This window comes from Paraburkholderia fungorum (genome assembly GCF_902833645.1).
GTDB lineage: Bacteria > Pseudomonadota > Gammaproteobacteria > Burkholderiales > Burkholderiaceae > Paraburkholderia > Paraburkholderia fungorum.
In genome coordinates this window covers 91,442-111,591 of record NZ_CADFGE010000001.1, presented here as the reverse complement: position 1 = coordinate 111,591, position 20,150 = coordinate 91,442, and the positions used below count along the sequence as shown (strand labels likewise).

15 protein-coding genes are annotated in these 20,150 nt (G+C 61.6%); 12 read left to right on the top strand and 3 right to left on the bottom strand.

All coding sequences use genetic code 11. From position 1 onward, the window contains the following. The first annotated feature begins 177 nt into the window (after positions 1 to 177). Both HWX91_RS00470 and HWX91_RS00465 read left to right on the top strand, forming a co-directional pair. Positions 178 to 1,527 carry an NAD(P)/FAD-dependent oxidoreductase gene (locus tag HWX91_RS00470; RefSeq protein ID WP_028196170.1) on the top strand — a complete coding sequence of 450 codons (1,350 nt, stop codon included), beginning with the start codon at positions 178 to 180 and terminating at the stop codon, positions 1,525 to 1,527. Positions 1,528 to 1,624: 97 nt separating this feature from the next. After that, positions 1,625 to 2,497 carry a dienelactone hydrolase family protein gene (locus tag HWX91_RS00465; protein ID WP_028196171.1) on the top strand — a complete coding sequence of 291 codons (873 nt, stop codon included), beginning with the start codon at positions 1,625 to 1,627 and terminating at the stop codon, positions 2,495 to 2,497. A gap of 91 nt (positions 2,498 to 2,588) precedes the next feature. On the opposite strand, the gene HWX91_RS00460 is transcribed toward HWX91_RS00465, so the two are convergent. Beyond that, positions 2,589 to 3,458 (bottom strand): sulfurtransferase, encoded by an 870-nt coding sequence (locus tag HWX91_RS00460; RefSeq protein ID WP_028196172.1) that lies wholly within the window; start codon positions 3,456 to 3,458, stop codon positions 2,589 to 2,591. A gap of 210 nt (positions 3,459 to 3,668) precedes the next feature. Next, positions 3,669 to 4,775, bottom strand: a complete 1,107-nt coding sequence (locus tag HWX91_RS00455) for an aromatic ring-hydroxylating oxygenase subunit alpha (protein WP_028196173.1) — start codon at positions 4,773 to 4,775, stop codon at positions 3,669 to 3,671. 287 nt (positions 4,776 to 5,062) lie between these two features. Here HWX91_RS00455 and HWX91_RS00450 point away from each other — a divergent pair, with 287 nt between their 5' ends. From HWX91_RS00450 to folE2, 4 genes are all read left to right on the top strand, one after another. Continuing rightward, positions 5,063 to 5,371 (top strand): exodeoxyribonuclease VII small subunit, encoded by a 309-nt coding sequence (locus tag HWX91_RS00450; protein ID WP_028196174.1) that lies wholly within the window; start codon positions 5,063 to 5,065, stop codon positions 5,369 to 5,371. Then, entirely contained in the window at positions 5,368 to 6,249 is an 882-nt protein-coding gene (locus tag HWX91_RS00445) for a polyprenyl synthetase family protein (protein ID WP_028196175.1), read from the top strand. The genes HWX91_RS00450 and HWX91_RS00445 overlap by 4 nt, the downstream gene beginning before the upstream one ends. An 85-nt stretch (positions 6,250 to 6,334) precedes the next feature. Beyond that, complete coding sequence (gene dxs / locus HWX91_RS00440) at positions 6,335 to 8,242, top strand: 1-deoxy-D-xylulose-5-phosphate synthase (protein WP_028196176.1); 1,908 nt, start codon at positions 6,335 to 6,337, stop codon at positions 8,240 to 8,242. 340 nt (positions 8,243 to 8,582) lie between these two features. Then, positions 8,583 to 9,389, top strand: a complete 807-nt coding sequence (gene folE2 / locus HWX91_RS00435) for a GTP cyclohydrolase FolE2 (RefSeq protein WP_028196177.1) — start codon at positions 8,583 to 8,585, stop codon at positions 9,387 to 9,389. A 78-nt stretch (positions 9,390 to 9,467) separates the two neighbouring features. Here folE2 and tsaD read toward each other — a convergent pair whose 3' ends face one another. Further along, positions 9,468 to 10,496, bottom strand: a complete 1,029-nt coding sequence (gene tsaD, locus HWX91_RS00430; RefSeq protein WP_028196178.1) for a tRNA (adenosine(37)-N6)-threonylcarbamoyltransferase complex transferase subunit TsaD — start codon at positions 10,494 to 10,496, stop codon at positions 9,468 to 9,470. 121 nt (positions 10,497 to 10,617) lie between these two features. Between tsaD and HWX91_RS00425 the strand changes: the two genes are divergently transcribed. The 6 genes from HWX91_RS00425 to HWX91_RS00400 all read left to right on the top strand — a co-directional run bounded on the left by HWX91_RS00425 (position 10,618) and on the right by HWX91_RS00400 (position 19,946). After that, the gene (locus HWX91_RS00425; RefSeq protein WP_028196179.1) at positions 10,618 to 11,835 is read left to right on the top strand and encodes a BaiN/RdsA family NAD(P)/FAD-dependent oxidoreductase; all 1,218 of its coding nucleotides are present in this window, start codon (positions 10,618 to 10,620) and stop codon (positions 11,833 to 11,835) included. A 68-nt stretch (positions 11,836 to 11,903) separates the two neighbouring features. Beyond that, entirely contained in the window at positions 11,904 to 12,116 is a 213-nt protein-coding gene (gene rpsU, locus HWX91_RS00420) for a 30S ribosomal protein S21 (RefSeq protein WP_028196180.1), read from the top strand. Between the two features lie 248 nt (positions 12,117 to 12,364). After that, entirely contained in the window at positions 12,365 to 12,811 is a 447-nt protein-coding gene (locus tag HWX91_RS00415; protein WP_028196181.1) for a GatB/YqeY domain-containing protein, read from the top strand. A gap of 78 nt (positions 12,812 to 12,889) precedes the next feature. Further along, on the top strand, positions 12,890 to 14,767 hold the full coding sequence (gene dnaG / locus HWX91_RS00410) for a DNA primase (RefSeq protein WP_028196182.1): 1,878 nt from the start codon (positions 12,890 to 12,892) through the stop codon (positions 14,765 to 14,767). Positions 14,768 to 14,860: 93 nt separating this feature from the next. Continuing rightward, positions 14,861 to 17,251, top strand: a complete 2,391-nt coding sequence (gene rpoD / locus HWX91_RS00405) for an RNA polymerase sigma factor RpoD (RefSeq protein WP_081833035.1) — start codon at positions 14,861 to 14,863, stop codon at positions 17,249 to 17,251. A 1,531-nt stretch (positions 17,252 to 18,782) separates the two neighbouring features. Further along, the gene (locus tag HWX91_RS00400) at positions 18,783 to 19,946 is read left to right on the top strand and encodes a porin (protein WP_025495862.1); all 1,164 of its coding nucleotides are present in this window, start codon (positions 18,783 to 18,785) and stop codon (positions 19,944 to 19,946) included. The last annotated feature ends 204 nt before the right edge of the window (positions 19,947 to 20,150 follow it).

Here is a 20,150-nt window from a genome sequence, read left to right as displayed (position 1 = left end):
GGGACGCCTGAAAGGCGATAACGTCGTGCACATGTCACATATGCGTATTGACAGCTTGTGACAACCCGTGCCGCTCGCGGACAATCGGTCAAGACAGGCGGTGCGCCCTTGAAGCCTGGGGGAGGCTTGAGGCGCGCCGTCGCGACGCATAACCCATCGGCAAATACGGAGAGTTCAATGCATCGTTTTATCGTCGTTGGCGGAGGCGCGGGGGGGCTGGAACTGGCGACGCGCTTAGGCGACCGCTATGCGCCCCACAAGAACAAAGGCGGCGTGCGCGCACAAGTGACGCTCGTCGACCGTAATCCAACTCATATCTGGAAGCCGCTACTGCATGAAGTGGCAGCCGGCAGCATGGACCCGTTCACCCAGGAGCTCGAATATGCGGCGCAAGCGCGCTGGCACGGCTTCGAGTTTCAGCAGGGTGATCTGACCGGTCTGGACCGCGCGAACAAGCGTCTGACGCTCGGCACCGTGCTCGACGACGACGGCGCCGAATTACTACCCGCGCGCGAACTCGAATACGACACGCTGATCATCGCGATCGGCAGCACCACGGCGTTTTTCGGCGTGAAGGGTGCGCCCGAGTTTTCGCTCGCGCTCGACACGGTCGCCCAGGCGGAGCGCTTCCGCAAGCGCCTGATCGCGGCCTGCATGCGCGCGGAGCATCAGGCGCATGAACCCGTTGAATCGACCCCGGGCACGGCGGTTTCGTCAGAGCCGCGCATCCAGGTGGCGATCGTCGGCGGCGGCGCGACGGGCGTCGAACTCTCGGCTGAATTGCGCAATACGGCCCAGGTGTTGTCCGCTTACGGGCTGCATAAGCTCGATCCGCGGCACGACGTCGGCATTGTGCTGATCGAGGCGGGGCCGCGCATTTTGCCGGCTTTGCAGGAGCGTGTATCGGCCGCTACCGCCGAGTTGCTCACCAAGCTCGGCGTGAAGCTGATGATCGGCGAGACCGTGGCGGAAGTTGCGCCCGGCATGATCCGCACGGCGAGCGGCAAGACGGTGCGCGCCGATCTGACGGTATGGGCAGCAGGCATCAAGGCACCGGCCATCCTGAGCGAACTCGACGGCCTGCCGGTCAACCGGCTGGGGCAACTCATCGTGCGCCGTACGCTGCAAACCGAAATCGACGACAACATCTTTGCGCTCGGCGATTGCGCGGCTTGCCCATGGCCGGGCAACGAGCGCAACGTGCCGCCGCGTGCGCAAGCGGCTCACCAGCAGGCAAGCTTCCTGATGAAAGCGCTGGCGGCCCGGCTCGAGAACAAACCGCTGCCGGAGTTCACCTACCGCGACTTCGGCTCGCTGGTGTCGCTCGGGCACTTCAGCGCGGTGGGCAATCTGATGGGTGGCGTGATCGGCGGCAATATGCTGATCGAAGGGCTGTTTGCGCGCTTCATGTACATGTCGCTTTACCGGCTGCATATCGCGGCGCTGCACGGCTACGCGCGGATGGTGCTCGATACCTTCGCGCACTGGCTGCGGCGCACCACGCTGCCGCGGGTCAAGCTGCACTGAAGGCTAGACGCTGAACGCGCTGGGAAAGGATGCATCTGCAACAGGATGCGGGTGAAGCGTATCCTGTTGCATCCAATCTTTCCGCGAGGAGCGCCGCATGCTGAAACCCGAAATCGACAGCCTGATCCCGCACGTTCCTTTCAATCGGCGTACCTTCATCAAGGCCGCGCTCGGCACCGGTTTCGCCGCTGCTGTGCTGCCGGTGTCGGCGCAAACCATTCATACCGATAGCGACGGCCTCGAGGCCGGCGAGGTCGCGGTGCAGTCGGGCGACACGCTGGTGCCGGCTTATCGCGCGCAGCCCAAGGGCAAGACGCATTTGCCGGTAATCATTGTCGTGCACGAGATTTTCGGCGTGCACGAGCATATCGCCGACGTGTGCCGGCGTTTCGCCAAACAGGGTTATCTGGCGATCGCGCCGAATCTGTACGAACGGCAGGGCGATCCGGGCGTGTACACGAGCATGCAGCAGCTCAACGATCAACTGGTCAGCAAGGTGCCGGACGACCAGGTCATGGGCGATCTCGATGCAACCGTCGCGTGGGCGGGTGAACACGGCGGCGATCTGAGCCGGCTGGGTGTTAACGGTTTCTGCTGGGGTGGCCGGATTGCGTGGTTATATGCCGAGCACAATCCGCGGCTAAAGGCAGGCGTGGCCTGGTATGGGCGCGTAACGGGCCAGAAAACCGCGATGACGCCGGCCAACCCACTCGACGAAGTGGCGCAGTTGCACGCGCCGGTTCTGGGTTTATACGGACGCCAGGACCAGAGCATCCCGCAAGACACACTTCAACAGATGAAGCAGGCCATCGCGCAGGGTCCGCAGGCCGGGCGCGGCTCGCAATTCGTCGTGTATGACGATGCGGGTCACGCATTCTTTGCTGACTACCGGCCGAGCTATAAGAAAGCTGACGCTGAAGATGGCTGGCGACGTGCGCTGGCGTGGTTCAAGCAGCATGGCGTCGCCTGAAGGGGCGCGTTCGATACCTTCGTTTGACGTGCCGTAGCGGCGTGACGATGCGCTCGGCTGGAGAATGTAAAAGTCCTGCTTGACGGACCGCTTAAGGATTCGGACCCGTTGCAACCGGCCGCTTCGGGTCAGAACTCCATTCGCTCCATGATCCCGCGTACAGCGCCGCGCCGTGCATGCCGGCGACTTCCATGGCGAGCGCGTTCACACATGCCGTCACGCCCGAGCCGCATTGCAGCACGACGTGTTCCGGCGACGTATCGCCCAGCAACGCATGGAATTCCTCCCTCAGCGTGTGGGCCGGTTTGTAACGGCCGTCGGCGGTGAGATTGTCCTTGAAGAACCGGTTGAGCGCGCCGGGAATATGGCCGCCGACGCGATCCAGCGTCTCGTTCTCGCCGCGATAGCGATCGTTCGCGCGCGCATCGACCACCACGCGTTCTTTCGTGTTGAGATTGCGCTCGACCGTCTGCGCGTCGACGGTGACGGAAAGCGGTGCGCCGGCCTTGAAGTCGCCGGTGTTTTGCGCCGGGACATCCTGCGTCAGCGCATGGCCGGCGGCCTGCCAGGCCTGCAAGCCACCGTCGAGCAACGCAACCGCGTCGTGGCCGAGCCAGCGCAGCAGCCACCACGCGCGCGCGGCGTACATGCCGCCCTGCGCGTCATAGGCGACCACCTGCTGACCCTGCTTGAGTCCGCGGGACTCGAGCGTCTCCACCAGCCGCGCGCGATCCGGCAGCGGATGGCGGCCATTGGTGCCGTTCTTCGGCCCCGACAGATCGCGATCGAGGTTCAGATAATGCGCGCCGGGCAAATGCCCGGCCAGATAGGCTTTCTCGCCCGCCTCGGTGTCGGCCAGATCGAAACGGCAATCGACGACGAACACGCTGCCTGGCGCGGCGGCCAGCCGTTCCGCGAGATTGGCCGCGGAAATGAGGGTGGTGTAGTGAGTGTGCGGCATGACGTCTCCGGTCCCAGGCAAGATGGTTGTAAAGCGGGCGATTGTGGCGCTCGCCCGGCGGCTTGGCGCCGTTAGCGAATGGCCGAACGATACTGATAGTCTAAACAAAAAAAGACGGGCCGAAGCCCGTCTTTCCATGCTTAGATGCCACTCGCGCAAGGGTCGGTTCAAACGCCGATGCATGCGGAGCACGCCCGGAGCGTGCGCTGATCAGATCGTGCCGAGTTCGCGCCGCAAGAACTCGTGGAAGTGCTGCATGCCGTCTTCCATCGGGCTCTGATACGGGCCGACCTGCGATTCGCCGCGTTCCATTAGCGCGCGGCGGCCTGCGTCCATGCGCTCGGCGATCTCGTCGTCTTCGCGAGCCGTTTCCATATACGCGGCGCGCTCGGCTTCGACGAACTCGCGTTCGAACAGCGCGATTTCCTCAGGGTAATAGAACTCCACCACATTGGTGGTTTTCTGCGGACCGCGCGGAATCAGCCACGACACGACTAGCACGTGCGGATACCACTCGATCATGAGGCCCGGGTAGTACACCATCCAGATCGCGCCGAACTCGGGCGGATTGCCGCCACGGAAGCGCAGCACCTCGTCGTGCCATTTACGGTACGTTGGGCTGCCCGGCTGCTCCAGATCCTTGTGGACGCCGACCGTCTGCACGCTGTACCACTCGCCGAATTCCCAGGTCAGGTCGTCGCAATTGACGAAGCTGCCGAGGCCCGGATGGAACGGCGCGACGTGGTAGTCCTCCAGGTAGACCTCGATGAAGGTCTTCCAGTTGTAATTGCACTCGTGCACTTCGACGTGATCGAACATGAAGCCCGAAAAGTCGAAGTGCTGCTTGGTGCCGAGGCGCGCCAGATCCCGCGCGACGTCGCGCCCCTGCGCTTCGAACAGCAGGCCTTGCCAGTTCTGCAGCGGCGTGGCGCCGAGATTCAGACAGGGGTTGTCCGCAAAATGCGGTGCGCCGAGGAGTTGTCCATTCAGGTCGTACGTCCAGCGGTGCAGGGGGCAGACGATGTTCTCCGCCTGGCCGCGGCCATTGAGCATGATGGCTTGCCGGTGGCGGCACACGTTCGACAGCAGTTCGACTTGCGACTGCTGGTTACGGACGAGTACGCGCCCTTCGCTCTCGCTGGGCAAAGCAAAATAATTCCCCACTTCGGGCACCATGAGATCGTGGCCGATGTAGCGAGGACCTTTCTTGAAAAGGGTTTCGATTTCGCGCGTTAGAAGCGCTTCGTCAAAGTAAGCCGTGACTGGCAGCTGGCTGTGGACAGACCGCAACTGCAATGCATTGCTCAGATTGGACATTCCCACTCCCGTGAAGACGTGAAAGCAGTGAACAACCCAACCATCGATGGATTCGATTTAGGGAGCCCGCGATTATACCCGATTCCCCTTGTCTGGGGCGCTTAAGTGCCTGATTTGGGTCAAAAATGTCGGGGAAGTTCACGGTTTTCGCCGCAGACCAATCGATTTTTTTCTGCGAGACTGAGGGTCGGATACGGGGGGTAATGGCGAGGCGCGGGTCGGCGATGGGATCGGAAATGTCGCTTTTGCCGTAGAATGTCCGACTTGTTTTAATTTTGCGACTATTCATGGCGAAGACCGCGTCGAAAGATACTGCTGCCGCGTCGGCTGAAGGCGTCGACACCACGCCGCTGCCCGAGAATTACGAAGCGGCCCAGGCTGAGCTGGAGGCGCTGGTTGCGCGCATGGAAAGCGGCAACCTCAGCCTCGAGGAGTCGCTCGCCGCCTACCGGCGCGGTGCGGCTCTCGTCGCATTTTGCCAGCAGCAGCTCGAGAAGGTCGAGCAGCAGGTGCGCGTGCTCGATGGCGAGACGCTCAAGCCGCTGCCCATGAATACCGCAGGCACAGCCGCTACTGAAAGCGGGGACGACCTATGACATTCGAACAATGGACTCGCGCGGTACTCGAACGCGTCGAATCGGCACTGGAACACTATCTGCCCACGCAGGCGACCGAGCCGGCCAAACTGCACGAAGCCATGCGCTATGCGGTGCTGGGCGGCGGCAAGCGGGTGCGCCCGCTGCTGTGCCACGCGGCCGGCGAGTTGACCGGCGCGCGCGCCGAGTGCCTGGATGCGGCAGCGGCGGCACTGGAAATGATCCACGTGTACTCGCTCGTGCACGACGACATGCCCTGCATGGACGACGACGCGCTGCGTCGCGGCAAACCCACGGTACACGTCAAATATGACGAAGCCACGGCGCTCCTGGTCGGCGACGCGCTGCAGGCGCAGGCCTTCGTCGCGCTGACGTCGGACGTGCTGGCGCCGGCGCAGCAGGCGTCGCTCGTGCGTGAACTGGCATTGGCGAGCGGCTCGATCGGCATGTGCGGCGGTCAGGCTATCGACCTGGCGAGCGTCGGCCATACGCTGACGCGCGCCCAACTGGAAACCATGCACCGGATGAAAACCGGTGCCTTGCTGCGCGCCGCGGTGCGCATGGGCGCGCTGGCGGGCGAAACGCCGAATGCGGACGCCATGCGCTCGCTCGACGCGTATGCGGCCGCTGTCGGCCTCGCGTTTCAGGTTGTCGACGATATTCTCGACGTCACGACCGATTCCGCGACGCTTGGCAAGACCGCAGGTAAAGACGCGAAGGACGGCAAGCCGACCTACGTGTCGATTATTGGGCTAGATGCGTCGCGTGCGCTTGCCGCGCAACTGCGCAGCGACGCTCACGCTGCGATTGCGCCGTTTGGCGCGCGCGCGCAGCGTCTGGCCGAATTGGCCGACCTGGTGGTGAACCGGGTTAGCTGAACGCGAAAGCCCGCCGCCGCGCACCTTCGCTACGAGGTGCATGTATGAAGTGCGGGCGCGTAAGTTTTCCTACAATGGAACGACGATGTACGACTTGCTGAAAACCATCGACGACCCGGCAGCTTTGCGCCGCCTTGATCGCCGCCAATTGCAACCGCTTGCCGACGAGTTGCGTGCTTTTGTGCTCGACAGCGTATCGCAGACGGGCGGCCATCTTTCGTCCAATCTCGGCACGGTCGAGTTGACCATTGCTCTGCACTATGTGTTCGACACGCCGCGTGACCGGATCGTGTGGGACGTCGGCCATCAGACCTACCCGCACAAGATCCTCACGGGCCGCCGCGACCAGATGCACACGCTGCGCCAGCTCGGCGGCATCTCGGGCTTTCCGAAGCGCGACGAGTCGGAATACGACACCTTCGGCACCGCCCACTCCAGCACCTCGATTTCGGCCGCGCTCGGCATGGCCGTTGCCAGCAAGCTGCAGGGCGAGAACCGCATGGGCATCGCCGTGATCGGCGACGGCGCGATGACGGCCGGCATGGCTTTCGAGGCGATGAACAACGCCGGCGTCGAAGACGACGTGCCGCTGCTGGTCATCCTGAACGACAACGACATGTCGATTTCGCCGCCGGTCGGCGCGCTGAATCGCCATCTGGCGCGCCTGATGTCGGGCCGCTTCTACGCCGCCGCGCGTGCGGGTGTCGAACGCGTGCTGCGTGTCGCGCCGCCCATGCTCGATCTCGCGCGCAAGCTCGAAGAGCACGCGAAGGGCATGATCGTGCCGGCCACGCTCTTCGAAGAGTTCGGTTTCAACTACATCGGCCCGATCGACGGTCACGATCTCGATTCGCTGATCCCGACTTTGCAGAACATCAAGGAGTTGCGCGGTCCGCAATTCCTGCACGTCGTAACGAAAAAGGGTCAGGGCTACAAGCTGGCCGAAGCCGATCCGGTGCTGTACCACGGTCCGGGCAAGTTCAATCCGGCTGAAGGCATCAAGCCGGCCACCACGCCGTCGAAGAAGACCTATACGCAGGTGTTCGGCGAATGGCTGTGCGATGCGGCCGAGCTGGACGCGCGCGTGGTCGGCATCACGCCGGCCATGCGTGAGGGCTCGGGCATGGTCGAGTTCGAGAAGCGCTTCCCGGATCGCTACTTCGACGTCGGTATTGCCGAGCAGCACGCGGTGACGTTCGCCGGCGGTCTGGCCGCGGACGGCATGAAGCCAGTGGTCGCGATCTACTCGACCTTCCTGCAACGTGCTTACGATCAGTTGATCCACGACGTCGCGTTGCAAAACCTGCCGGTGGTGTTCGCCATCGACCGGGCGGGTCTGGTCGGCGCGGACGGCGCGACGCACGCGGGCGCTTACGATCTGGCGTTCATGCGCTGCATCCCGAATATGACGGTGATGGCCGCATCGGACGAAAACGAATGCCGTCAGATGCTGTACACGGCATTGCAGCAGCCGAACCCGACGGCAGTGCGCTATCCGCGCGGCGCCGGCACGGGCGTGGCCACCGTCAAGCAGATGACGGCGCTGCCGCTCGGCAAGGGCGAGATCCGTCGCGAAACGTCGCAACCGGCCGGCAAGCGGATCGCGATTCTGGCGTTTGGCACGATGGTTGCACCTTCGCTCGCGGCGGCTGAGCAACTGGACGCCACGGTGGCGAACATGCGCTTCGTGAAGCCGCTGGACGCCGAGCTGGTTCGCCAACTGGCTGAAACGCACGACGCCATCGTCACGGTCGAAGAAGGCTGCGTGATGGGCGGCGCGGGCTCTGCCTGCGTCGAAGCCCTGCTTGAGAGTGGGGTTATGCGACCCGTACTACAATTGGGCCTTCCGGATCGCTTCATCGATCATGGAGATCCAGCCAAACTGCTCGCCGCGTGCGGTCTCGACGCTACGGGCATCGCAAAGTCGATTCGCGAACGCTTTCTTTCCAGCGGCGCGGTCGCCGGTCAGTCCTCGGTGAAGCGGGTTGCTTAACTGCGGCGCTTAGTGAAGTTGCTTAGTTAGGTCACCGAGTTGCGTTACTTAACTGTGTCGTCGATTGCCTGAGTCATTCAGCCGCCCCGCCGTGTGCAATGCTGCGGCTATGGCGGCCATAGCAATCTCCACATGAGTCGATGGACCTTCGGGTCCATCATTCAACGCCGGCAGGGGCCGGCGTTCGCCATTGTGCGGCCTGACTTGCAGGGTCGCTGAAGGCACCCAAATCTGTCGCTTCGCGACAACCCCTAATGGGGCAATCCGCTAATCTTCCTTGGGGACTTTCCTCGGAGCGGAAACTTGGGATGGCCCGGCGTTTTCTTGAAAGGACAAGAATATGAACCAGATGAACCCCGCCTTTGTGATGCCCGACGTGCAAAGCACGCCCGATACGCGTCAGATTCCGATTCAACGAGTCGGCGTCAAGGCAGTGCGTCATCCATTGACGGTGCGCACGCAAGGCGGCGAAGTACAGCCCTCGGTCGGCACGTGGAATCTCGACGTGCATCTGCCGGCCGATCAGAAGGGCACGCACATGTCGCGTTTCGTCGCGCTGCTTGAAGAGAACAAGGCTCCGCTCGAGGCTGCTACGTTCCGCACCATGCTTGCCGCGATGCTCGAAAGGCTCGAGGCGGAGGCGGGGCGTATCGAAGTATCGTTCCCGTACTTCGTGAACAAGACCGCGCCGGTGTCGGGCGTGCAAAGTCTGCTCGACTATGAAGTGACGTTGACGGGCGAGACCCGTAACGGCGCAACGCGTCTGTTCCTTAAAGTATTGGTGCCGGTCACGAGTCTGTGCCCGTGCTCGAAGAAGATCTCGCAGTACGGCGCGCACAACCAGCGCTCGCACGTCACGATCAATGCCGAGTTGGCGGGCGACGTGGCCGTGGAAGAACTGGTTCGCATCGCTGAAGAAGAAGCTTCGTGCGAACTGTGGGGCTTGCTCAAGCGTCCGGACGAAAAGTTCGTCACCGAGCGTGCGTACGAAAATCCGAAGTTCGTCGAAGACCTCGTGCGTGATGTCGCGCAACGTCTGAACGCGGACGAGCGCATCGTCGCGTATGTGCTCGAAGCTGAGAACTTCGAATCGATTCACAATCACAGCGCGTATGCCGTGATCGAGCGGGATAAGCGGGTAGCGTGATTTGCGCAGGCTCGACCCAATGCTCAAATAAAAAGCCGCTCAACAGAGCGGCTTTTTTACGCCATCAGGTCGCGGTATTCAGCGTGCGAGTGAGGTCAGATCCCAACGCGGCTTCACGGTGAACGCGTAGTCTTTAGCCGATTGATCGGGCCAGCGCTGCAATCGCAATGCGCCTGCCAGCGCGATCATCGCGCCGTTGTCCGTGCACAGCGACAAATCCGGGTAGTGCACAAAGAAATTGCGTTTCTTCGCCGCGGCGGAAAGGGCTTCGCGCAGCTGCCGGTTCGCGCCGACACCGCCTGCCACCACCAGCCGATTGAGCTTGGTCCGTTTGAGCGCGGCCAGCGATTTCGCCGCCAGCACTTCCACGGCCGCGTCGACGAAACCGCGGGCCAGATCGGCCTTTGCCTGCTCGCAGATATTCGCGCCGCCGAGCTTCTTGGCGTGCGTGAGGACGGCGGTTTTCAGCCCGCTAAAGCTGAAATCGAGGTCGCCGGAATGCAGCATCGGGCGCGGCAGCACGACTGCGCCGGGTGTGCCGAATTCAGCCATTCGCGATACTTCCGGGCCGCCCGGATAGCCGAGACCCAGCAGTTTGGCGGTTTTGTCGAAGGCTTCGCCGGCGGCGTCGTCCAGCGTTTCGCCGAGTGTTTCGTAGACGCCTATGTCCGTCACGCGCATCAATTGCGTATGGCCGCCCGACACCAGCAGCGCGACGAACGGAAACGGCGGCGGCTCGTCCACCAGCAGGGGCGACAGCAAATGCCCTTCGAGATGGTGGATGCCGATGGTCGGCTTGTCCCAGGCCATGGCCAGCGAATTGGCGACGCTCGCGCCGACCAGCAATGCGCCCGCGAGGCCGGGCCCCTGCGTATAGGCGATTGCGTCGATGTCGCCGCGTACCGCGCCGGCGCCTTCCATCACCTCTTCGAGCAGCGGCAGCGCGCGCCGGATGTGGTCGCGCGAGGCCAGCTCCGGGACCACGCCGCCATACTCCCGGTGCATCGCAATTTGCGAGTGCAGCGCGTGCGCGAGCAGCCCGCGCTCTGTGTCGTAGAGCGCGAGACCGGTTTCGTCGCAGGAGCTTTCGATGCCGAGAACGAGCATGTTGGGTGGGTTTGAGCGGGCGCGCGAGTGAACCAACCCGGCGTCCAAATATGAAAAGGCAAGCCTGAAAGTATAGCAGCGCGGGCGAGGGGCCGCAGACGCGCGGGTACAATGCGGCCCCATGGAATCCTTCGATATCGCAGTGATCGGCGCGGGCGCGGCCGGCATGATGTGCGCGGCCGTGGCCGGGCAACTCGGCCGGCGCGTGGTGCTGATCGACCACTCGCAGCGCCTCGCGGAGAAAATCCGCATTTCCGGCGGCGGCCGGTGCAACTTCACGAATCTGTACGCCGGACCGGCCAATTACCTGTCGGCCAACCCCCATTTCTGCCGCTCGGCGCTGGCGCGCTACACGCCGCGCGACTTCATGGCGCTCCTCAAACGCCATCACGTGACATGGCACGAGAAACATAAGGGGCAGTTGTTCTGCGATCAGTCGAGCGACGCGGTTATCAACGTCCTGAAGAGCGAGTGCGACGCGGGCCGCATTGCGTGGCGCACGCCGCTCGCGGTCGAGCAGGTGCGGCATGACGCCGAAGGGCGCTTCACGCTGGATACCCACTCGGGTCCGATCACGGCCCGCGCGCTCGTGGTGGCGACCGGCGGCCTGTCGATTCCCAAGATCGGCGCCACGGATTTTGCCTACCGCGTTGCCAAGCAATTCGGCCACAAGCTGATCGACACCCGCCCCGCGCTGGTCCCGCTGACCTTCGCACCAGCCGACTGGGAGCCGTTCGCGGCGCTTTCCGGCGTGTCGCTCGAGGTGCAACTGGCGACCGGCAATAAGAAGACCGGCGCGGAATTCAACGAAGACCTGCTGCTCACCCACCGCGGACTGTCGGGTCCGGGCGTTCTGCAGATTTCGAGCTACTGGCAGCCCGGCGAGCCGATTCACATCAATCTGCTGCCCGAGCAGGACGCGACGACCGCGTTGCTGGAAGCCAAAACCGGCACGAAGCGCCAGATCGCCAATCTGCTCTCGGAATGGGTGCCGCAACGGCTTGCCCACGTCTGGCTCGAAACCCACCAGATTCCTGCCGAAGCGCGTGTGGCGGACCTGCCGGACAAGACCCTGCGCCGCGTCGGTGAGGCCTTGTCGCGCTGGACGCTCACCCCGAATGGCACCGAAGGCTATCGCAAGGCCGAAGTCACGCGCGGCGGGATCGACACGCGCGACCTGTCGTCGGCGACGATGATGAGCGCCCGCACGCCGGGTTTGTACTTCATCGGCGAGGCGGTCGACGTGACCGGCTGGCTCGGCGGCTACAACTTCCAATGGGCGTGGGCCTCCGGCGTGGCGGCCGGCCAGGCGGCCGCGGAGTACGTTCTGGGGGCTTGACGGCGCATTAGCTTTGTGAGAAAGCTCTGCTATACTCCTGAACCTTTACAAAGTTCCGTTATTGAAAAATGACGACCATCCGCGTAAAAGACAACGAGCCCTTTGAAGTTGCCATGCGCCGCTTCAAGCGCACGATGGAAAAAAACGGGTTGCTAACGGAACTTCGCGCCCGTGAGTTTTACGAAAAGCCTACGGCCGAGCGCAAGCGCAAGAAGGCGGCTGCGGTTAAGCGTCATTTCAAGCGTCTGCGGGGCCAGATGCTGCCAAAGAAGTTCTACTGATTCTGGCGTTGCCGCGGTTCCTGTCGAACGGAGCGGCGACATCCAACGGTGGCGGCACAGCAGGTGCCGTCGCGGAAAACACGGCCCTTCGGGCCAGCCGGCAGGGTCGCATCCACTACGCAAAATCGCGCCAACCCGCTTGAGGAAGCTGTCCCAAGCGGGCGTTTGTGTTGGATACGGCGTGTCGATGCGGGGCAGGTTGGGGCTAGCCGGCCGGTTTTTAAATTTTCAACGCATTCAGGTGAGTGATGAGTCTCAAGGACCAGATCAACGACGATATGAAAGCTGCCATGCGGGCGCGCGAGACCGAGCGTCTCGGCACGATCCGCTTGCTGCTCGCGGCGGTCAAGCAGCGCGAAGTCGACGAACGCGTCACCCTTGACGACGCGGCGATCACCGCCGTCATCGACAAGATGATCAAGCAGCGCAAAGACTCGATCAGCCAGTTCGAAGCCGCCGGCCGCACGGATCTCGCCGACAAGGAAAAGGCCGAACTGGCCATCCTGTCCGCCTATATGCCGGCGCAGATGTCCGAAGCGGAGATCGTTGCCGAAGTTCAGGCCGCGGTCGCGCAAACCGGCGCTGCCGGCCCGCAGGACATGGGCAAGGTGATGGGCGTGCTCAAGCCGAAGCTGGCCGGCCGCGCCGACATGACCGCTGTCTCGGCGCAAGTCAAAGCCGCACTCGCGAAGTAATTCCTGTATTTCCGGTCTGCACGCGCCGTTGTTCGACGGCACGCGCAGCCTTGAGCTTTTTAGGTAGCGTCATTCACTGTGATTCCACCGTCATTCCTGCAGGACCTGCTTAACCGCGTCGATATTGTCGACGTGGTCGGCCGGTACGTGCAGTTGAAAAAGGGCGGCGCGAACTTCATGGGGCTATGTCCGTTTCACAACGAGAAAAGCCCCTCGTTTACGGTTAGTCCGACTAAGCAGTTCTATCACTGCTTCGGTTGCGGCGCGCATGGTACGGCGATCGGTTTCCTGATGGAGCACGTCGGTTCCACCTTCCCGGAGGCGGTCAACGAACTCGCGCAATCGGTCGGCTTGACCGTGCCGAACGAACCGTCGCCGGGCTATGGCGGTGGGGGCGCTGGCGGTTCCGGCGGGTATGCGCCCGGCGCATCCAAGGCCGTCACCACGGCGCTGTCCGATGTCATGCAGACCGCCTGCGACTTCTACCGCAAGCAGTTGCGCAGCGCGCCGAACGCGATCCAGTATCTGAAGAAACGTGGCCTGACCGGCGAAATCGCCGCCCGCTTCGGCCTCGGCTATGCACCGGACGGCTGGCAGAACCTCGAACCCGCGTTCCCCAACTATCGGGACGATTCACTGGTCGAATCGGGTCTTGTAATCGTCAGCGAAAAGTCGGATGCACAAGGCCAGAACCGCCGGTATGACCGCTTTCGCGAGCGGATCATGTTCCCGATACGCAACGTGAAAGGGCAGGTAATCGGCTTTGGCGGGCGCGTGCTGGACGGCGGCGAGCCGAAGTATTTGAATTCGCCCGAAACGCCTCTATTTAACAAAGGCAGCGAGTTGTATGGGCTGTTCGAGGCACGTCTGGCGATTCGTGAACAGGGTTACGTGCTGGTGGTCGAAGGCTATATGGACGTGGTCGCGCTGGCCCAATTGGGGTTCCAGAACGCGGTAGCCACGCTCGGCACGGCTTGCACGCCGATTCATGTGCAGAAACTGATGCGCCAGACCGACACGGTCATTTTCAGTTTCGACGGCGATTCGGCCGGGCGCCGCGCCGCGCGCCGGGCGTTGGATGCCTGCCTGCCGCACGCGGCGGACAACCGGACCATCCGGTTCCTGTTTTTGCCGTCCGAGCACGATCCGGACAGCTATGTGCGCGAATTCGGCACCGCAGCGTTCGCCGAGCAGGTCGAGCGCGCCATGCCGCTGTCGCAGTTCATGCTGAACGAAGTGCTGACCGGCAAGGAGCTGGACCAGCCGGAAGGCCGCGCCCGCGCGCTGTTCGACGCGAAACCGTTGCTCCAGCAACTGCCGGCGAATGCGCTGCGCGCGCAGATTATGCATATGTTCGCCGACCGGCTGGACGTGCCGTTCGAGGAAGTAGCCGCCTTATGCGAGGTCGACGCCCGGATCGCGGCGGCCGCCCGATCGGCGCCGGCCCGCAAAGACCGGCGCAGTGTGACCGGGATCGAAGAAAAGACGCTGCGCAATCTGGTGATGTATCCGCGCACGGTCGCGGTACTCGACGAGGAGGCCGAGCAGGCGCTCCTGAGCGTCACGCGGCATGGCGAACTGTTCGAAGAGGTGACGACGCATGCCCGCGCACTGGGCGATTCGGCGGAGTTTCAGTTGCTGTCCGACCTATTGCGAAACGGCGCAAATGCCCCAACTTTCGAGGAAATCTTTCGCAAAATTCTAGACTATGATGAAAACGTCCGGGATTTGCTGCTGAAGGACCCGGAGGATGCGACCGTCATCGAGGAACGGCGCGAGCAGGAACGGATCGTCGGAGAGGAACTGAAAGCGGCGATTCTGAAGATGCGGTACGACGCTTACTGCGATCGCCTCGAGCAGCTTTCGCGGCAATCCCGGCACACGCCGGAGGAGTTTGCGGAGCTGACGGGGTTGAATCAGAAACGGGCTGAGATGAAGCGCCAGCTGGGGCTGTAAGCGAGGTGGCAGAAGGCCGGGTGGTATAATAAAAGGTTTCTAGCGGTTTGTTTTTTCAATGGTTTTCCTGGCAAAGGCGAAAAGGCGATTGCGATGGCAAAGACACCAGGCGGAAAAAAAGCAACAGGCACGGGCTCGAACGAGTCGACCAGAAAGGTCACTGAGGCCAAGTTAGCTTCTTCCCCTAAAAAAACGTCTGCCGCAAGCGTCACACCTGCTGCCGGGAAGAAATCCTCGACCAGTTCCGCTGCGCGCGCGGAACCGGTCAGGGCGGCGAAAGCTGTACCACTACCGGCCGCAAAACGGCCGGGTGTCAGAAGCGCAAGGGAAGCGCCTGCCGCGCAGGACGATGCGGTAGAGCGCGAAATTCCAGTATCCACGGTTCAACCGGCTGTTGTCCAACAGCCGCGAGTCGAGACTACAGCCGGTACGACGAACTCCATGACGAAAAAGCTGAACGAAACACCCGTCGATGACGACGCAACCCAAAGCGAAGAAACTCCTGCGGCCGTTCCCGGCAAGGTGGAGAAGGTCAAGGCTCGCGATCGTCGCGCAAAGGAAAAAGCACTGCTGAAAGACGCGTTCGCGTCATCGCAGCCGGGCACCGTCGAGGAACTCGAAGAGCGCCGCTCCAAACTGCGCGCGCTGATCAAGCTCGGCAAGGAGCGCGGCTTCCTCACGTACGCGGAAATCAACGACCACCTGCCGGACAACTTCACCGAGACCGAGGCGATCGAAGGCATCATCAGCACGTTCAACGACATGGGCGTGGCCGTGTACGAGCAGGCGCCGGATGCTGAAACGCTGCTGTTGAACGACAACGCGCCCGCCGCTTCGTCAGACGACGAAGTGGAAGAGGAAGCGGAAGTCGCGCTCTCCACGGTCGACTCCGAATTCGGCCGTACAACGGACCCGGTCCGCATGTACATGCGCGAGATGGGTACGGTCGAGCTGCTCACGCGCGAAGGCGAAATTGAAATCGCCAAGCGGATCGAAGACGGTCTCAAGCACATGGTGATGGCGATCTCCGCGTGCCCGACCACCATCGCCGACATTCTGGCGATGGCTGAGCGCGTCGCGAATGAGGAAATCCGCATCGACGAACTGGTCGACGGCCTGATCGACGCCAACGCGGAAGATGCTGACGGCTTCTCGGTGCAGGAAGCGGAAGCGATCGAGAACGAAGACGAGGAAGAAGAGGAAGAAGAGTCGGACGACGAGGAAGAAGACGACGGCGCGGCGCAAGCCACCGCCAACGCGGCGCAAATGGAAGCGCTCAAGCGTGCGTCCCTCGAGAAGTTCGCTCTCATCAGCGAATGGTTCGACAAGATGCGTCGCGCGTTCGAGAAGGAAGGCTACAAGTCCAAGTCGTATCTGAAGGCTCAGGAAACGATCCAGAACGAACTGATGACGATCCGCTTTACCGCGCGCACCGTCGAGCGTCTGTGCGACACCTTGCGCGCGCAGGTAGATGAAGTGCGTCAGGTCGAGCGTCAGATTCTGCATACGGTGGTCGACAAGTGCGGCATGCCGCGTGCGGAATTCATCGCGCGTTTCCCGGGCAGCGAAACGGATCTCGAATGGGCCGACAAGATCGTCGGCGAAGGTCACGCGTATAGCGCGATCCTTACGCGTAACATTCCGGCCATTCGCGAACAGCAGCAACGTCTGCTCGATTTGCAGGCGCGTGTCGTGCTGCCGCTGAAGGACCTGAAGGAAACCAACCGTCAGATGGCGGCGGGTGAGCTTAAGGCGCGTCAGGCGAAGCGCGAAATGACCGAGGCGAACTTGCGTCTCGTGATCTCGATCGCGAAGAAGTACACGAACCGTGGTTTGCAGTTCCTCGACCTGATTCAGGAAGGCAACATTGGCCTGATGAAGGCGGTGGACAAGTTCGAATATCGTCGCGGCTACAAGTTCTCCACGTATGCAACGTGGTGGATCCGTCAGGCCATTACGCGTTCGATCGCTGACCAGGCGCGCACGATCCGGATTCCGGTTCACATGATCGAAACGATCAACAAGATGAACCGCATCTCGCGTCAGATCTTGCAGGAAACCGGTCTCGAGCCGGATCCGGCAACGCTGGCTGAAAAGATGGAAATGCCGGAAGACAAGATCCGCAAGATCATGAAGATCGCGAAGGAACCGATCTCCATGGAAACGCCGATCGGTGACGACGACGATTCGCATCTGGGCGACTTCATCGAAGATACGAACACGGTCGCACCGGCCGACGCCGCGTTGCATGCCAGCATGCGCGATGTCGTGAAGGACGTGCTCGACTCGCTGACGCCGCGTGAAGCCAAGGTGTTGCGCATGCGTTTCGGTATTGAGATGAGCACCGATCACACACTCGAAGAAGTCGGTAAGCAGTTCGACGTGACGCGTGAACGGATCCGTCAGATCGAGGCGAAGGCCCTGCGCAAATTGCGTCACCCGAGCCGCTCGGACAAGCTGAAGTCGTTCCTCGAAGGGAATTGATCGAAGTTGGCGGGAGGTAGGAAATTCAGGGGCTTCCGGGTTGTTTCGCAAGAGCGAAGCGGTCACGGAAGCCCCTTTTTCGTGTAGTATGTCGGCCAATCGGAATGGGCCCGGCCTTCATGACCGGGTCTTTTTCTTTGGTTGCGTCTGGTAGTCGTCGGATACAGTAAAATCGTCGGTTCTCAGGGCCTCTAGCTCATGCTTGGTTAGAGCAGCGGACTTAGCAAAGGCTCACCTAAACCGGGCAGCACGGCATGGTGAGTCATGAATGGGTTGCCTTGGGGTAAGTTAGCTCTGCCCCCTGGTAGAACTGCTCAAATTCGGGGAACCCTCTGTTGCCTTGGCAGCGTGGAAATCCCGAGCGAAGCTCTCTTGTAGAGAACGTGTAGAGACTGAACGGGCAGGTCGTAAAGACAAGAGACAGTCCAGACCACAAACCCGAAAGGGGCGGTGAAAACCGTAGCTGGTAAGCATAATCCGTTGGTGCCGTGTTCGACTCACGGGAGGCCCACCAAATACCTGAAAGCCACTCTTCATGAGTGGCTTTTTCTTTTGGCGCGCTCTGCCTACTTCGGCTTTCGCTGCTGCTGACACGAAAGAAATTAATTAGGATTCCATCTTGCCGCTCATCCCCAGTCGGTCGCAGGACGGATTGCCGAGGTGCTGTGAGCGCGTTTGCGTTTTACGTAAGTGTCGGGTTTGCCCGGACTCGTTACGACTCACCCGGGTTGTGAAGGAGAGTTCCGGGGATTAGGGAAACTCCGTGTAAAAAATAGTCCCCGCGACGCCGTTAATTGAATACGGAAGGCTGTTCGATATATGCCGTCCGCTTTCAGCACGGGCCTCTGTCACGCGGCGGTCGGCGCCGCAACTCACCTCCGGGCAACGCCCGTGCTGAAGGCTTTACCTCGGCGCGCTTGCCGCCTCTTTGTCGCCCGCTTTGCAGCCCACTTCGTCAAGCCCGGGACGATCGCCTTTTTTGCAGCTCGCCTTAGGCCCGGCTTAATCACGGCTATTCGACGGCCGTTCCCAAGCGTATTCTGGGTTGCTAAATCGGCGACCGTATTAAATCAATTAAGTTCCCGCTTTTCTAAAATAAATTTATATCGAGCGGAATTGAACCTGTTGCAAATGCCTGATTTTCAGGCAATCAGCCATCTTTCGCTTTTGCAACGGTCCGACCCGATTACGTCGGGCATATTAAACGCTGTTGCATACACACAACTTTAATATTGATATGTTGCGAACAAATTCTGTCCAGAGCAGGCGCGGCGCAGCTCGTATTTTGCGATAAACGTATGAAAAATAAAGACTTAGTGCCCGCCTCGATTCGATTGTTGCTGATTCTGAAAAATCCTGTTGCGTAAATTGCGGGCGTCCCTACTAGGGTCTCCCCCTACACTCACGCTTCGTTTAAAGGGTGCCCGGCTGATCCGAAACGGTTCAGCCAACAGGGTGGCAGCGACTGATGTATGCGCTGCTGAGGCTGGTTCCGCTCCCCGCGTAAATTTATCGAACTGGAGTCCCACGCATGAAAAAGAGTCTCATCGTTGTTGCGGTTGCCGCATCGTTCGCATCCGTCGCTCACGCACAAAGCAGCGTGACCCTGTATGGTCTGCTGGACGCAGGTCTGACGTACACCAGCAACGTCGCGCCCGCCAATGGCGTCGGCCACGGCAACGCAAAGTGGGCAGCAGGCAGCGGCGGCATCAACCAAAGCATGTTCGGTCTGCGTGGTTCGGAAGATCTGGGCGGCGGTCTGAAGGCAATCTTCACGTTGGAAAGCGGCTTCAACATCAACAACGGCAAGTTCGCTAACAACAACGGCATGTTCAACCGTCAAGCGTTTGTCGGTCTGTCGAGCGCGCAATTCGGTACGGTCACGCTGGGTCGTCAATACGACGCAGCACAAGACTACCTGGCACCGCTGACCGCAACGGGCAGCTGGGGCGGTACGTACTTCGCTCACCCGTTCAACAACGACAACCTGAGCACGAACGGCGGCTACGCAGTTAACAACTCGATCAAGTACTCGAGCGCTAACTACGCAGGCTTCACGTTCGGCGGCACGTACGGCTTCTCGAACCAGGCTGGCGCATTCGCAAACAACCGCGAATACAGCGTTGGCGCTGCATACCAGTGGCAAGGCCTGCGTTTGGGCGCTGCTTACGCACAGCAGAACAACCCGGGTGCAACGAACGCAGCAGGCACGGCAAGCAACGGCGGTGCTTCGGACGGTTCGATCCTGGGCCTGACCGGCAACTTCCGTCAGCGCGAATTCGGCGCAGCTGCTTCGTACTCGTTCGGCCCGGCAACGGTCGGTGCTGCATGGACGCAGTCGCGTATCGACAACGTCGCTGGCGCGCAACAATCGCTGCGCGCTAACAACTACGAAGTGAACGGCAAGTACAACCTGACCCCGGCTCTGGGCCTGGGCGTTGCTTACACGTTCACGGACGGCAAGGGCTACGGCGTTACTGCAGACGGCGGTTCGGCATCGGTGCGCTACCACCAGATCGGCCTGCAAGCTGACTACTCGCTGTCGCGTCGTACGGACGTCTACGCTCAAGCCGTGTACCAACACGCAATGGGCGACGGCGGTGTCGCTTCGATCTACAGCGGCGACAACACGCAACTGCCTTCGTCCTCGAAGAACCAGACGGCTGCTACGGTCGGTCTGCGTCACCGCTTCTAAGCTTCAGCAGAAGCTGGTTGTTGTAAAAAAGGTGCCGTTCGCGGCACCTTTTTTTATGGGCGCGCCATTTGCATGCATGGTCGGCGCCCGGCGCGAAGCCGGATGCCGTGGCGCGTCCTGCTGGATCTTGCCGTACCGCGCGGTACCTGGGAAATCGTGCGCGGACCTGGCGCGTATTCAACCAGAGCGATCGGCGTATTGCGA

Bases quoted from the DNA above. Each gene is read 5' to 3' on its own strand.
- HWX91_RS00470 (WP_028196170.1), top strand. From the start codon at position 178: ATGCATCGTTTTATCGTCGTTGGCGGAGGCGCGGGGGGGCTGGAACTG.
- HWX91_RS00465 (WP_028196171.1), top strand. From the start codon at position 1,625: ATGCTGAAACCCGAAATCGACAGCCTGATCCCGCACGTTCCTTTCAAT.
- HWX91_RS00460 (WP_028196172.1), bottom strand. From the start codon at position 3,458: ATGCCGCACACTCACTACACCACCCTCATTTCCGCGGCCAATCTCGCG.
- HWX91_RS00455 (WP_028196173.1), bottom strand. From the start codon at position 4,775: ATGTCCAATCTGAGCAATGCATTGCAGTTGCGGTCTGTCCACAGCCAG.
- HWX91_RS00450 (WP_028196174.1), top strand. From the start codon at position 5,063: ATGGCGAAGACCGCGTCGAAAGATACTGCTGCCGCGTCGGCTGAAGGC.
- HWX91_RS00445 (WP_028196175.1), top strand. From the start codon at position 5,368: ATGACATTCGAACAATGGACTCGCGCGGTACTCGAACGCGTCGAATCG.
- dxs (WP_028196176.1), top strand. From the start codon at position 6,335: ATGTACGACTTGCTGAAAACCATCGACGACCCGGCAGCTTTGCGCCGC.
- folE2 (WP_028196177.1), top strand. From the start codon at position 8,583: ATGAACCAGATGAACCCCGCCTTTGTGATGCCCGACGTGCAAAGCACG.
- tsaD (WP_028196178.1), bottom strand. From the start codon at position 10,496: ATGCTCGTTCTCGGCATCGAAAGCTCCTGCGACGAAACCGGTCTCGCG.
- HWX91_RS00425 (WP_028196179.1), top strand. From the start codon at position 10,618: ATGGAATCCTTCGATATCGCAGTGATCGGCGCGGGCGCGGCCGGCATG.
- rpsU (WP_028196180.1), top strand. From the start codon at position 11,904: ATGACGACCATCCGCGTAAAAGACAACGAGCCCTTTGAAGTTGCCATG.
- HWX91_RS00415 (WP_028196181.1), top strand. From the start codon at position 12,365: ATGAGTCTCAAGGACCAGATCAACGACGATATGAAAGCTGCCATGCGG.
- rpoD (WP_081833035.1), top strand. From the start codon at position 14,861: ATGGCAAAGACACCAGGCGGAAAAAAAGCAACAGGCACGGGCTCGAAC.
- HWX91_RS00400 (WP_025495862.1), top strand. From the start codon at position 18,783: ATGAAAAAGAGTCTCATCGTTGTTGCGGTTGCCGCATCGTTCGCATCC.